The following is a 13,743-nucleotide window of genomic DNA, read 5'->3' as shown; positions in this document are numbered from 1 at the left end:
TGATGGGTCATGCCCGCAGCCGGGTCGGCCTCGTCGCGGTGCTTGTCACCGCGGCGTTCGCGCTGATCGGCTTACCAGCGGGGCCGGCGACCGCCGCACCCAACGACGACGAGGGCGGCACCGCTACCCTGCGCGAGCAGCTCGACGCGGCGAGCAAGGGCTTCGTCGCCGCGCAGAAGACTCTGGACACGTCCAAGAAGCGCCAGCGGGAGCTGACCACCCAACTGGCCCAATTGGAGCGTGACCTGGTCACCAAAACGGCCGTGATCGGCGAGGTGGCCAACGCGGCCTACCGCCGGGGCCGGCTCGGCCCGATCTCCGCGATGCTCAACAGCACCTCGCCGGAGGGCTTCGTCGACCGGGCCGCGGCGCTCGACACGGTGGCCGCCACCGAAGACAAGAAGCTCCGCGACCTGCTCGACACCAAAGACGAGGTGACCCGCGCCAAGCTCGCGATCGACAACGAGATCCGCGAGCAGCAGAAGCAGGTGCAGATCATGGCCGCCCGCAAGAAGCAGGCGGAGACCGCGTTGAAGAACGCCGGCGGCGGCGAGAACGCCAGCGGTCCCAGCGGGAGTGGCAGCGCCGCCAACGCGTCCGGGTTCTCCGGTGGGTCCGGCTGCTCGATCAGCCCCGACCCGACCTCCGGCAACGGGTGCATCACGCCCCGCCTGTGGCACGCGGTGCAGCAGGCCAAGGGAGCCGGCTTCAAGATCTTCGTCTCCTGCTACCGCAGCGGCGGGTCGGGTGAGCACCCGAAGGGTCGGGCCTGCGACTGGGGCGTCGACTCGGGCGACGTCTTCGGCGGCACGGCGTCCGGTTCGGCGAAGACGTACGGCAACAACCTGTCCAACTTCTTCATCAAGAACGCGAGCCGGCTGGGCGTGCTCTACGTGATCTGGTTCAAACAGATCTGGCTGCCCAGCAGTGGTTGGAAGTCGTACAGCGGCTGTTGCGGCCCCAGCGAGCTGCACACCAACCACGTGCATCTATCGGTCGTCGAGTAAGTGCGTTGACGGGCTCGACCAGGGGGTGACACGGTTGCCCCATGGTCGAGCCCACGCGCCATCCCGCATGACGTAGCACCGCCTGGCGCCTCTGCGCCCTGCGCGCCTGCACCGAGGGCGTGCTCCTCTACCCGGTCTACGCGCTGCTCTTCGCCGACGCCGGGCTCGGCACGGGGCAGATCTCCTCGCTGTTCGTGATCTGGTCGGTCGTCGGCTTCACGCTGGAGATACCGTCCGGAGCGTTGGCGGACGCGTACTCGCGCCGCCGGCTTGTCGCGATCGCCGCCGTCCTCCGGGCCATCGGCTTCGCACTGTGGACGTTCTTCCCCTCGTACGCCGCCTTCGCCGCCGGGTTCGTGCTGTGGGGCGCGTCGACCGCGATGACCTCCGGCAGCGTGGAGGCGCTCGTCTACGACGAGCTCGCCGCCGCGGACGCCACCGACCGCTACGTGCGCACGGCCGGGCTGGCGCAAACCACCGCTCTCGTGGCGGAGCTGGCCGCGATGGTGCTCGCCACGCCGGCGTTCCTGCTCGGCGGGTACCCGCTGGTCGGCCTGGCCAGCATCCTCGTCAGCCTGGCCGTCGTGCCGGTCGCGCTGTCCTTCCCCGAGGCGTCGCGGGTGGAGGAAACCGGCGGCAGCTACGCCAAGACGCTGCGAGCAGGTCTCGCCGAGGTGCGCGCCAACCGGACCGTGAGCCGGGCGGTCCTGCTCTACGCGGTGGTCACCGGCATGGGCGCGATCGACGAGTACCTGCCGATCCTCGCCCGCGAGATGGGCGCGGCCACCGCGTTCGTACCGCTGCTCTTCGTGCTGCCCGTCGCCGCGATGGCGGTCGCGAGCGCGCTGGCCGAGCGGTGGGCGCACCTCTCGGCGGCCCGGTTGGCGGCGATCGTGGCGGTCGGCGGGGTGCTGCTCGCGGCCGGCGCCACCGCGGGACACCCGGCCGGCATGGTCGCGGTCGCGCTCGGCTTCGCCGCCCTCGAGCTCTTCGACATCCTCACCGAGGCGCGGATCCAGGACGCGATCGCCGGCCCGGCGCGGGCGACAGTGCTTTCGGTGGCGGGGTTCGGGCAGGAGATCGTGGCGCTCGCCGTGTACGCCGGATTCGCGCTCGGGTCGGCCGTCCTCTCCGTGCCGGTGCTGCTCGCAATGGTGGGCGTGCCCCTCGTCCTTTCGGGCGGCCTGACCCGTCGGTGGCTACCCGCGGCATCCAGTTCGTCCTGATACCGTGCGGGCGTGGTCGCGTCCGAGCCGGCACTCTCCGTGGTCATCCCGATGTACAACGAAGAGTCCGTACTGCCGCTGCTCGTGGCCCGGTTGCGCGGGGTGCTCGACGCGCTCGGCGAGCCCTACGAGGTGGTGGCCGTCGACGACGGGAGCACCGACCGCACCCCCGTGGCCCTGCTCGCAGCCCGGCGGCAGTGGCCCCAGCTGCGCGTGCTGCGCCTGCGGCGCAACAGCGGCCACCAGCCGGCGCTGCTCGCCGGCCTCATGCGGGCCCGCGGCGGCTACGTCGCGACCATCGACGCCGACCTCCAGGACCCGCCCGAGACCATCGTCGAGATGCTACGGCTCGCGCGGGGTCAAAACCTCGACATCGTGTACGGGATACGCGCCAACCGCCAGGCGGACACCACCTTCAAACGGTGGACCGCGGGCGTCTACTACCGCCTGATGCGCCGCATCGTCGGCAACGACGTGCCCGCCCACGCCGGCGACTTCCGGCTGCTCAGCCGGGCCGCGGTGGAGGCGCTGCGCGAGCTGCCGGAGCGGGCGCCGGTGCTGCGGCTCGTGGTGCCCTGGCTCGGCTTCCCGAGCGGCGAGGTGCCGTTCGAGCGGGCGGAGCGGGCCGCCGGGCGCACCAAGTACCCGCTGTCCCGCATGATCGCGCTCGCCGCCGACAGCGTCACGAGCTTCTCCGCCGCACCGCTGCGGGTGGCCACCTGGCTGGGGCTGGCCGGCGTGGTGCTCTGCGGGATCCTGGTGGTCATCGCGCTGATCGCGTACTTCAACGGCGCCACCGTCAGCGGCTGGCCCTCCCTCTACGTGGCGGTCCTCTTCCTCGGCGCAGTGCAGCTGCTGTGCCTGGGCCTGCTCGGCGAGTACGTGGCCCGCATCTACACCGCCGTGCAGGGCCGGCCGGCCTACTCGGTCGTGGCCGACACCGACGAAGCAGAGTCCATCGTGGATAGTCTGAGGTGACCGCTACCGAGAGCCGCTCGGCGGAGAGCGCCGGCGAGGCGAAACGGACTCCTTTCGTACCAGAGAATGTGCGGCGATGGACCCCGGCGGTGGTGGCCTTCGCGGTGGTGGCCGGCGCGTTGCTGGTGACTGGGACGCCGGTCCTGGATGTGTTGCGATACACCGCCTACGCGGCGTTGGCCGTGGTGCTGCCCGGCACGCTCGTCTACCGGGCGCTGCGCCGCACGCCGCACACGCTTGTCGAAGACCTCGCGGTGGGTGCGGTGGTCGGGCTGGTGCTGGAGCTCGCGGCCTGGTTCGTGTTCGTGTCGGTGGGCGCCGAGCGGTGGCTGTGGGTGTGGCCGGCGGCCGTGATCGGGCCGTTCCTCGCGGTGCCGGCGCTGCGGCGGCACTGGGTGGTGCGCGGCTACACGCCGGTCCCGGCCGGGTGGGCGTGGGCGGTGACCGGTGTGATCGCCGGCTTCACGGCCTACCTGTGGCAGTCGTTCCTGAGCCGCAACCCGATCCTGCCCACCTCGGAGGAGCAGGCGCAGTACATCGACCTGTCGTTCCAGATGTCGCTCGCCGGCGCGGCCACGCACCAGGCGCCGCTCGACGTGCCGCAGGTGGCCGGCGAGCCGCTGCACTACCACTGGTTCGGCTTCGCGCACATGGGCGCGGCGTCGCTGGTCAGCGGCGTCGACCTGCCGACCGTCTTCCTGCGGCTCGCGGTGCCGGCGCTGTGCGCGCTCGCCGTCGTGCTCGTCGCGGTGGTGGGGTGGCGGGTCAGCCAGCGGCCGTACGTGGGCGTGGGCGCCGCGGTGCTGATGTTCACGATCGGCGAGTTCGGCTACGAAAACGGCGTGCGGCAGCTCTTCGGCACGCAGGCGACGTTCATCGTGTGGGGCAGCCCGTCGATGACGTACAGCTGGGTGCTGCTGATCCCGTTGATCGGCGTGCTCGCGTCGATCGTCCGCGGCGACTCCTCCCGCGGGGCGTGCGTGCTCGCGGGGCTCTTCCTCGCCGGCTCGACCGGTGCGAAGGCGAGCTCCGTCCCGGTGGCCGCGGGCGCGCTCGGCATCACCGCGCTCGTGCTCTTCGTGACCCGGCGGCGGCTGCCGTGGGCGGTGCTCGGCGCGCTCGGGCTCGCGGTGGCGGCGCAGCTGTTCGCGACCGCGATCCTGTTCGCGTTCGAAAACCACGGCGTGTCCGTGGCGGCGGCCTCGGGCCTCGAGCCGTACACCTCCGGCGCCCTGTCGTGGGGTTTCGTGTTCGTGGCCTTCCTGCTCAACATGCAGCTCCGGCTGGCCGGCATCGTCGCGCTGGTGTGGCGGCAGCGGATGCGGCTGCTGCCGGAGCAGGTGTTTCTGCTCGGCGGGGCGGTCGTGGGGCCGGCGCTCTACCTGGTCACCGCGCACCCGGGCAGCAGCAACCAGTACTTCATGCGGGCCGGCTTCGCGTTCGGCGTGATCCTGTCGGCGTGGGGCTGGGCGGTGGTCGGCCCTCGGGTGGCGTTCGCGGTCGGGTTCGGGGTGCTGCTGTGCGCGGTCCAGCTTGTCACCGGCGCGGTCAGCGTCGACTGGGACCCGCCGTACGAACCGCTGCTGCCGCTGCTCTCCTGGGCGTTGGCGCTGGCGCTGGTGTTCGCGATCCTGGGTCTTGTGTCGCGGCGGCGATATCCGGCCGTCCTGTTGACGGGCGTCCTGGTCGCGGGGGCGCCCGGCCTGGTGATGGACGCGGCGGCCGCGTACCGGTACCCCAACGGCGGCGCCTACGCGCTGACCCCGCTGCCCGCCTCCCGGATCGCGGCCGCCCGCTGGGTGCACGACCACAGCGACCCCGACGACGTGGTCGCCACCAACGTGCACTGCCAGGGCGTGACGGCGGACGGCTCGTGTGACGCGCGGTCGTTCTGGCTGAGCGCGTACACCGAGCGGCAGGTGCTCGTCGAGGGCTGGACGTTCGCGCCGCGCATGCTGGGTGATCCGCTGGGGCCGTGGGCGCCGTTCTGGGATCCGGCGCTGCTCGCGGTCAACGACGCCGCGTTCTCCGCACCGACCGCAGCCGGGCTGGCGACCCTGCGCGCGCGGGGCGTCCGCTGGCTGGTCGTCGACCGCGAGGTCGCGCCGGAGTCACCGGAGCTTGCCGCGCTCGCCCAGCTGCGGTACGAAAACGCGCGTATGGCGGTATATGCGCTGTCCACTCGATGAATGTCGGTAGCAGTGGATAGCGTCTAGGGCGTCATGGGTCGAGGGCGGGAGATCATCGGGCGGGACCATCCCGCGGGGGTGCTGCGCGCGGAGGTCGCGCGTGCGGCCGAGAGCCACGGCGGGCTGGTGCTGGTCACCGGCGAGGCCGGCATCGGCAAGACGACGCTCGTGACCGGTGCCGCCGACGAGGCCCGTGCCCGCGGCGCGCTGGTGCTCGGTGGCGCCTGCTGGGATTCGGAGAGTGCCCCCGGCTACTGGCCGTGGGTGCAGGCGGTGCGGGCGCTGCGCCGGGCGGCCGCCGCGGCGGAGTGGGCGGCCGCCGAGGAGGCCGGCGGCGCGGGCCTGGCGGCGCTGCTCGGCGAGCGGTCCGGCGGCGACCCGCTGGAGGGCTTCGAGCTGTACGACGCGCTCACCACCGCGCTCGTCGCCGTCTCGCACCACCGGCCGGTCGTGGTGGTCCTCGACGACCTGCACTGGGCAGACACGGCGTCGCTGCGGCTGCTGGAGTTCGTCGCGCGGCACACCTGGTTCGAGCGGCTGTTGATCGTCGGCACCTACCGTGACGTGGAGGTCGAGGCCACCGACCACCCGCTGCGGCCGCTGATGGCGCCGCTCGTGGCCAAGGCCACCACCGTCACGCTGACCGGGCTCGAGCGCGACGAGGTGGGCGCGCTCATCGCCCGCACGGTGGGGCAGGAGCCGGAGGCCGACCTGGTCACCGAGGTGCACCTGCGCACGGGTGGCAACCCGTTCTTCGTGGAGCAGACCGCCCGCCTCTGGCGCGGCGGAGCGGTAAGCGCGATCGCGCCGGGCGTGCGTGATGCCGTGCGCCGCCGCCTGTCCCAGCTGCCGGAGGCGGTTGCCGGCATGCTCACCGCCGCGGCGGTGCTCGGCCGCGAGTTTCACCGGCAGGTGCTCGCCGCCACCCTGTCCGCCCCGGTGCCCGAGGTCGATCGGCTGATCGACCAGGCCATGGTGGCGCGGCTGGTGGTGGCGCTCGGCGAGGGGCGGTTCGCGTTCGCCCACGATCTCGTCCGCGAGACGCTCTACGACGCGCTCGACGACGCCGAGCGGCGGCGGCTGCACGCCACGGTCGTCCAGGTGCTCGACCGCGACCTGCTTGTCCCCGGCGACCTGGCCCGCCACGCGTGGCTGGCCGGCGGCGAGCTGGAGCCCGAGCGGGTGGTCGACGTGCTCGTGCGGGCCGCCCGCGACGCCGGCAGCCGCTTCGCGATGGAGGAGTGTGTCGGGCACCTCCGCCGGGCGTACGAGCGGAGTGCGAGCCTGCCGCGCCGCCGTGTCGTGGTCGGCCTCGATCTGGTCAGCGACCTGCGCCACGGTGGCGAAGGCGAGGAGGCGTCCCGGATCTACGACGAGGTGGTCGCGCTCGCCCGCCAGCTCGGCGACCCGGAGCTGCTGGCCCGCGCGGCGCTCACCACCGATTGGCACGAGGAGTCCGGCCGGGCCGCGTTGCTCCGCGAGGCATACCCGATGCTGGCCGGCAAGGAGTGGGAAGGCGGCGACGAGGGGCTCACCCGCGACCTCGCCAGCCGCACGGTCGACCTGGCCCGCGCGCGGGGTGATGACGAGGCCCTCCAGATCGCGCTCTGGGCCCGCCACGACGCGATCTGGGGGCCGGGCACCGCGGACGAGCGGGTCGGCATCACCGCCGAGCTGATGCGGCTGGCCCGCCGCGAAGACAACAAGGGCCGGGCGTACTTCGCGGCGTCGTTTCGCTGGGTGGCCCTGCTGGAGCGCGGCGATCCCGCCTACCTCGACCAGTACGAGGAGTTTGTGGCGATCGCGAGCAGCGAGGGCAAGCCGCGCTCGGCGTTCTCCTCGGCCATCGACCAGACGATCATCGCCACGGTCAACGGCCGCTTCGACGACGCGGAGACGCTGCTGGAGCGGGCGGTCGCCGCCTACAGCGAGCACCACCAGGAGCACGACCACTTCACGGACATGGTGGGGCACCTGCGCTGGTCGCTCTACCAGACGCAGGGGCGCTACGAGGAGCTGCCCGCGCCGCACGAGCTGCTCGACGAGCGCCGCCCGCACCGCACACTGCTCGCCGCGATCACGGCCGCGGCCACCGGCGACCCGGAGACAGCGGTGCGCGTGCTGCCCGCCGGCGCGCCGCGTATGTACGAGGCGCTGAGGCTGCGCGCCCAGGCCCAGGTGGCCGCCGCCGCGGGCGACGCGGGGTTGCGCGAGCGGGCCCGTGCCGACCTGCTGCCGTACACCGGCCAGTGGCTCGTCTCGCTCTACGGCTGCGACGTCAGCGGCCCGGTCGACCTCTGGCTGGGCGCGCTCGACGCGGCCGAGGGCCACTGGGACGCCGCGGTCCGCCACCTCACCGCCGCCGCCGAGTCGGCCGACCGCCTCCGCTCCCGCCCGTGGGCGATCGAGGCCCGCCGCCGCCTCGCGGACGCGCTAGCCGCCACCGACGCCGAGGCCGCCTCGGCCCTGCGCCGGCGCGTCGACGCCGAGGCCGCGGCGATCGGCATGCGCCTGGCCGGCGCGCCCCCGTCGGGCAACGAGTTTCGCCTCGACGGTGCCGTGTGGGTGCTCTGCTTCGCCGGCCACCAGGTGCACGTGCCCGACGCGAAAGGCCTGCGCGACCTCCACCTGCTGCTCGGCGCGCCCGGCCGTGACATACCGGCCGTCGAGCTGCTCAGCCCCGAGGGCGGCGCGCTCGTGGTCGCGGCCCGCCGCATGGGCGGCGATCCGGTGCTCGACGAGGAGGCCAAGTCCCGCTACAAGCAACGGCTCGTGTGGCTCGACGACGAGATCGACAAAGCCGCCTCCCCGTCCCGGGTGGCCGAGCTAGACCGTGAGCGCAAGGCCCTGATCGACGAGCTCCGCGCCGCCGCCGGCCTGGGCGGCCGCACCCGCAGACTGGGCGACGAGGCCGAACGCGCCCGCAAGACCGTCACCGCCCGCATCCGCGACACCCTCCGCCGTCTGGACGAGAGCCACCCCGAGCTGGCCGCCCATCTGCGCACCACCGTCTCGACCGGCGCGACCTGTCGCTACGACCCCCAGCCGAGCGTGACCTGGCGCCTCTGAGATATTCCACAGTGGATTGTGTAGACATCAACCGTCGTCGTCCTGACAATGGCGAACCATGCGGTGGACACGGGGGACCCTCGCGACGGGGATCGTCGCACTGCTCGTTTCCGGTGGTCTTGTCACGGTGACCGCGCCCGCCGCCCACGCCGCCGCGGCGTCGGTCGTCGTGGACGCGGCGAGTGACCTCGGCCCGCTCGACAACCCGGCCTGGTATCACAATCAGAACCCCACCCCGCTGCCCGCCGGTGACCTGGCCCAGATCGACGACATCGGGCCGGCCCGGGTGGTGCGGGTCTGGGCGAAGCCGGCCGAGTACTACGACGAAGTCCACGGGACATACGACTTCTCGGCGCACCACGACTACTTCGACAGCGCCGCCGGGCACGCCGACCAGCTCTACGCCAACTTCGACCAGTGCGACGCCGCGCTGATGGACCTGGCCGCGCCGCAGACATGTCGAGAGGTGCTCAAGGCGGGCATCCGGCACTACAAGCAGCGATACCCGATGCTGCGCTACGTCGAGGTCTTCAACGAGCCGGACAAGACCTGGACCCCGCAGGACCACGAGGCGCCGCCGCTCGCGGTCGACGACTACTACGAGTGGTACAAGATCGCTTATGCCGTGGTGAACGAGGTCAACGCGGAGCTGCGTCCGGATCTGCCGATCCTTGTCGGCGGACCGGTGACCTACCAGTTCAACGGCGCCTACCTGCGCGCCTTCCTCACCCGGTTCGCGGCCGACACCGACGAGGCCAAGGCGCTGGACTTCCTCTCCTACCACGAGTACGGCCGCCGGGCGAACCCCGCGGACGTGCGTACGGCGAAGGCGACACTGGCGGGCTGGCTGGGCAGCCGCGGCCTCGATCCGGAGACGCCGGTCGTGGTCAGCGAGTACGGCGTCTTTCCTGGCAAGGCGACCGATTCCAGCGGGCACGGGCCGGGCACCGAGGCGGAGGACATGCTCACGCAGTCGGCGGCGATGGCGACGCTCGGCATCTTCTACGTCGACGGCGGCACCGACATGCCGATGCACTGGGTCTACAACCACGGGAACAACGAGCGAAAGTCGATGTTCGTGGACGGGGCGCCGGGGAGCGTGCGGCCGTACTACAACGTCGTGCGGATGCAGCGGATGCTCAAGGAACGGCGGATCCGGGCCACCTCCAGCGGGCTCGACGCCAACGGGATCGGGGTCAACGCGCTGGCCACCCGGGACTCCTCCGGCATCGCGGTGCTCGCCACCAACTACCAGTGGACCACCGGTGTGGCATCGCACGACGTCACGCTCGGCGTGCTCAACCTGCCGGCCGAGTTCGCCGGTGAGAAGATCCGACTCGAGCGCTACCTCGTCGACGCGACGACTCCGTCCGGTGCCGCGTTGCAACGGATCGAGCAGCGCGTGCTGCCGGCCGGCGGCTCGGCCAGCGGGTCGTTCACGCTCACGCCCAACGCGACGACGCTGGTGGTGCTCACGCCGCTGGTGCGGCAGATGGAGGCGGAGGACCTGCCGACCGTCGCGTCGACCGGCGACCTGGCACAGAGCATCAGCGACACGGTCGCCAGCGGCGGCCGGCTGAGCAAGCTCACCGCGGACGGCCCCGGTGACCACATCCGCTACACGGTCACGGTGCCGCAGGCCGGCCTGTACCGGGTGAGCGCCCGGATGAAGGACAGCCCGGACCGGGCGCGAGCGCAGCTCGCGATCGACGGCGTCGACCAGGGCGACCCCGTCGACGGGTACTCGACCGGATACAGCTTCCGCGATGTCGAGTTCGGGCTGGTCACCTTCGGTACGGCGGGCGCCAGTCAGTTCACCTTCACGGTCACCGGGACGTCGGGCGGCGGCTGGACGCTCGGCGTGGACCAGATCACCCTGCAACGGCTGCCCGGTTTCGTGGTCGAGGCGGAGACGACCACCCCGAGGATCTCCGCCGGAGATCACGTCTACTACCTGACCGACGCCGGAGCGAGCGGGGGTGGGCTGGTCAAGCTCGGTCCTGACGCACCCGGAGACTGGATCCGGATGGGGATCCACGTGCCGCGCGCCGGCACCTACCGGCTCAGCCTGGTGGTGAAGGCCTTTCCCAACCGCGGCCGGTGCCAGGTCACCGTCGACGGGGTGGCGGTCGGTGCGCCCATCGACTCTTACGCCGCGACCAGCGGGTTCAAGACGCTGCTCGCCGGCACGGTGACCTTCGATCACACCGGCGCGGCGACGATCGGCTGCGCGGTGACCGGCGCCAACCCGGAGAGCACCGGCCACGAGGTGGCGATCGACGCCATCCGCCTCGACGCCTAGGCGCGTGACCGACCCTGCCCGCTAGATCGGATCTAGCGGGCGGCCTCGCGCCTACCGGGCGTGGAGCCGCTGCGAGTCGCTGTGATCATCGGGAGCACCCGGGAGGGCCGGGTCGGCGACCGGATCGGGCGGTGGTTCGTGTCGCGGGCGGAGCGGCGCGACGGCATCGTGCTGCGGGTGCTCGATCTGGTCGAGTACGACCTGCCGGCGCGGTATCCCAAGACGCCCACGGCCGAGGTGACCGAGTTCGCCGCCGCGGTCGGGCTGGCCGAGGCGTTCGTGGTGGTGACGCCCGAGTACAACCGCAGCTTTCCGGCCTCGCTCAAGCAGGCGATCGACTACGCCTACGACGAGTGGCGGGCCAAGCCGGTCGGCTTCGTGTCGTACGGGCACCGGTCCGACGGCATCTGCGCCGTGGAGCAGCTCCGCCCGGTCTTCACCGAGCTGCACGCCGTCACCATGCGCGACGGGGTGCGGCTGGACCTGATGCACGACCGGCTCGACGAGGACGACCACGCGGTCGTGGCAATGCTCGACCAGCTCACCTGGTGGGGGCTGGCCTTACGGGAGGCGCGCGCCGCGCGTCCGTACGTGTCCTGAATAGATGGAGGAACAACCGTGAACGCGCTCGCTATCGAGACCACGGGACTGGTCAAGGTGTTCGGCAAGACCCGCGCGGTGGACGGCATCGACCTGTCGGTGCCCGCCGGCACCGTGTACGGCGTGCTCGGCCCGAACGGCGCCGGCAAGACCACCGCCGTGCGCATGCTCGCCACGCTGCTGCGGCCGGACGGGGGTGATGCGCGGGTCTTCGGCCACGACGTGCTGCGCGAGCCGGACGAGGTGCGCCGAAGGGTGAGCCTGACCGGCCAGTACGCGTCGGTCGACGAGGACCTGACCGGGGCGGAGAACCTCGTGCTGCTGGCCCGCCTCCTGGGGTACGACAAGCGGGCCGCGCGGCGCAGGGGAGGGCAGCTGCTGGACGCGTTCGGGCTGACCGAGGCGGCCGGCAAGCAGGTGAAGAACTACTCCGGCGGCATGCGGCGGCGACTCGACATCGCGGCCAGCATCCTCAACACGCCGAAGCTGCTCTTCCTCGACGAGCCCACCACCGGGCTCGACCCGCGCAGCCGCAACCAGGTGTGGGACATCGTGCGCGCCGTCGTCTCGCACGGCACGACGGTGCTGCTGACCACGCAGTACCTGGACGAGGCCGACCGCCTCGCCAGCCGGATCGCGGTGATCGACCACGGCAAGGTGATCGCCGAGGGCACGCCGGGCGAGCTGAAGTCGTCGGTGGGCGCGGGCGCGGTGCACGTACGGCTGCGCGACCCGGGCCAGCGCACCGAGGCGGAGTGGGTGCTGTCCCGCTGCCTCGGCGGGCAGGTGGTGCTGGAGGCCGACCCGGTCGCGCTGACCGCGCGCGTGTCGGGCAACGGCAACGGCGACAGCGACCGCCGTACCGCCGAGCGGGCGGCCGCCGCGCTCACCGCGCTCGCCGAGGCGGGCATCACCGTGGACGACTTCTCCCTCGGCCAGCCCAGCCTGGACGAGGTTTTCATGGCACTGACCAACGGGGAGGCAAAGGCATGAGCACGGCCACGACAACCGAGACCCACGAGGCCGTCTACACGTTTTCACCGGAGACGCTCCAGGCTGTGCTGGCGCCCGACGAGGCACCGCGCCGGCCGAGCTGGCTCTCCGCGTCGATCACGTTCGGCTGGCGGGCGATGCTGAAGATCAAGCACGTGCCGGAGCAGCTCTTCGACGTGACCGCCTTCCCGATCATGATGACGCTGATGTTCACGTACCTCTTCGGCGGTGCGCTGGCCGGCTCGACCACCGAGTACCTACAGTTTCTGCTCCCCGGCATCATGGTGATGAGCGTCGTGATGATCACGATGTACACCGGCATCGCGGTCAACACCGACATCACCAAGGGCGTCTTCGACAGGTTCCGCACGCTGCCGATCTGGCGACCGTCCACTATGGTCGGTTACCTGCTCGGCGACGCGTTCCGGTACACGGTGGCCTCGCTGGTGATCCTCGGCATCGGCCTGGTGCTCGGCTTCCGCCCAGACGGCGGCGTGGTGGGCGTCGCGGCGGGCATCGGTGTGCTGGTCGCGTTCTCGTTCGCGTTCTCCTGGATCTGGACGATGTTCGGCCTGCTGCTGCGCAGCGAGAAGTCGGTGATGGGCATCAGCATGATGGTGCTGTTTCCGCTGACGTTCCTGAGCAACGTCTTCGTGGACCCGAGCACGATGCCAGGCTGGCTCCAGGCGTTCGTCGACGTCAACCCGATCTCCCACCTGGTCGGCGCGGTGCGGGCGCTGATGGACGGCGGCTGGGACACCACCGACATGACCTGGGTGCTCGTCTCCGGCGCGCTCTTCACGGTGGTCTTCGGCTTCCTGACGATGCGCCTCTACAACCGCCGCTGAACACTCGCGACCTAGGGCCTGCCGCCAAGATCGGGGCAGGCCCTAGGCGATGTCCGTTGCGGTCCGGAACAAGCCGGGGACGGCCCGGCCGGAGCACGAGGCCTCGCCTGAGGCGCAGCAGTAACCGCAAGCAACAGCGGACGGGTGAGGCCGCGGGAGCAACGGTCCGGACCACAACGGACGTCGCGGTAGCTCAATCCTTCAAAAGGCGCTGGGGCCTGTCTCGAGAGACAGGCCCCAGTAGTGGGTGAGTGCGGGTCAGAGCGGGATGTTGCCGTGGGCGCCGCGGGCCGCGGGCGCGGCGGCGAGGGCCTCGGCGACGCGGCGCCGGGTCTCGCCCGGCTTGATGACGTCGTCGACCACGCCGATCTCCAGGGCGCGACCGACGCCGCCGGCGACGCGGGTCTGCTCCTCGACGAGCTGCATGCGCAACGCCTCGCGTTCCTCGATGGGAGCGGCGGCGAGCTTCTTGCGGTGGAGGATGTTGACGGCCGCCGAGGCGCCCATGACCGCGAGCTCCGCGTTGGGCCA

General features: G+C 71.9%; 10 protein-coding genes. 9 read left to right on the top strand and 1 reads right to left on the bottom strand.

The window, feature by feature from the left end:
- Positions 1-2: 2 nt before the first annotated feature.
- The 9 genes from ACTMTJ_RS42780 to ACTMTJ_RS42740 all read left to right on the top strand — a co-directional run bounded on the left by ACTMTJ_RS42780 (position 3) and on the right by ACTMTJ_RS42740 (position 13,212).
- Positions 3-1,007: a coiled-coil domain-containing protein gene (locus ACTMTJ_RS42780; RefSeq protein ID WP_441224509.1), complete on the top strand. Its 1,005-nt coding sequence runs from the start codon at positions 3-5 to the stop codon at positions 1,005-1,007.
- A gap of 119 nt (positions 1,008-1,126) precedes the next feature.
- Positions 1,127-2,233, top strand: a complete 1,107-nt coding sequence (locus ACTMTJ_RS42775) for an MFS transporter (RefSeq protein WP_441224508.1) — start codon at positions 1,127-1,129, stop codon at positions 2,231-2,233.
- 12 nt (positions 2,234-2,245) lie between these two features.
- Positions 2,246-3,211 carry a glycosyltransferase family 2 protein gene (locus ACTMTJ_RS42770; RefSeq protein ID WP_441224507.1) on the top strand — a complete coding sequence of 322 codons (966 nt, stop codon included), beginning with the start codon at positions 2,246-2,248 and terminating at the stop codon, positions 3,209-3,211.
- Positions 3,212-3,279: 68 nt separating this feature from the next.
- Complete coding sequence (locus ACTMTJ_RS42765; RefSeq protein ID WP_441224505.1) at positions 3,280-5,400, top strand: hypothetical protein; 2,121 nt, start codon at positions 3,280-3,282, stop codon at positions 5,398-5,400.
- Between the two features lie 33 nt (positions 5,401-5,433).
- A complete protein-coding gene (locus ACTMTJ_RS42760; RefSeq protein WP_441224504.1) occupies positions 5,434-8,469 on the top strand; it encodes an ATP-binding protein in 3,036 nt (1,011 codons plus the stop codon).
- Positions 8,470-8,527: 58 nt separating this feature from the next.
- Positions 8,528-10,771, top strand: coding sequence for a hypothetical protein (locus ACTMTJ_RS42755; RefSeq protein WP_441224503.1), 2,244 nt, complete (start codon positions 8,528-8,530; stop codon positions 10,769-10,771).
- Between the two features lie 81 nt (positions 10,772-10,852).
- The gene (locus ACTMTJ_RS42750; RefSeq protein WP_441224501.1) at positions 10,853-11,371 is read left to right on the top strand and encodes an NADPH-dependent FMN reductase; all 519 of its coding nucleotides are present in this window, start codon (positions 10,853-10,855) and stop codon (positions 11,369-11,371) included.
- A gap of 18 nt (positions 11,372-11,389) precedes the next feature.
- A complete protein-coding gene (locus ACTMTJ_RS42745; protein ID WP_441224499.1) occupies positions 11,390-12,364 on the top strand; it encodes an ATP-binding cassette domain-containing protein in 975 nt (324 codons plus the stop codon).
- Positions 12,361-13,212, top strand: coding sequence for an ABC transporter permease (locus tag ACTMTJ_RS42740; RefSeq protein WP_441224498.1), 852 nt, complete (start codon positions 12,361-12,363; stop codon positions 13,210-13,212). Before ACTMTJ_RS42745 ends, ACTMTJ_RS42740 begins: the two co-directional genes overlap by 4 nt.
- A gap of 258 nt (positions 13,213-13,470) precedes the next feature.
- Here the strand turns inward: ACTMTJ_RS42740 and ACTMTJ_RS42735 are convergent.
- On the bottom strand, positions 13,471-13,743 hold a 273-nt coding region (locus ACTMTJ_RS42735), incomplete at its 5' end, for a carboxyl transferase domain-containing protein (protein ID WP_441224497.1).

This window comes from Phytohabitans sp. LJ34 (assembly GCF_052068095.1).
Lineage (GTDB): Bacteria > Actinomycetota > Actinomycetes > Mycobacteriales > Micromonosporaceae > Phytohabitans.
Note: the sequence above shows the minus strand (reverse complement) of the source record. Positions and strands in the feature narration are given on the sequence as shown.

Excerpts from the sequence above, each read along its gene's own strand:
- ACTMTJ_RS42780 (WP_441224509.1), top strand. The coding sequence starts at position 3 with ATGGGTCATGCCCGCAGCCGGGTCGGCCTCGTCGCGGTGCTTGTCACC.
- ACTMTJ_RS42760 (WP_441224504.1), top strand. The coding sequence starts at position 5,434 with ATGGGTCGAGGGCGGGAGATCATCGGGCGGGACCATCCCGCGGGGGTG.
- ACTMTJ_RS42755 (WP_441224503.1), top strand. The coding sequence starts at position 8,528 with ATGCGGTGGACACGGGGGACCCTCGCGACGGGGATCGTCGCACTGCTC.
- ACTMTJ_RS42740 (WP_441224498.1), top strand. The coding sequence starts at position 12,361 with ATGAGCACGGCCACGACAACCGAGACCCACGAGGCCGTCTACACGTTT.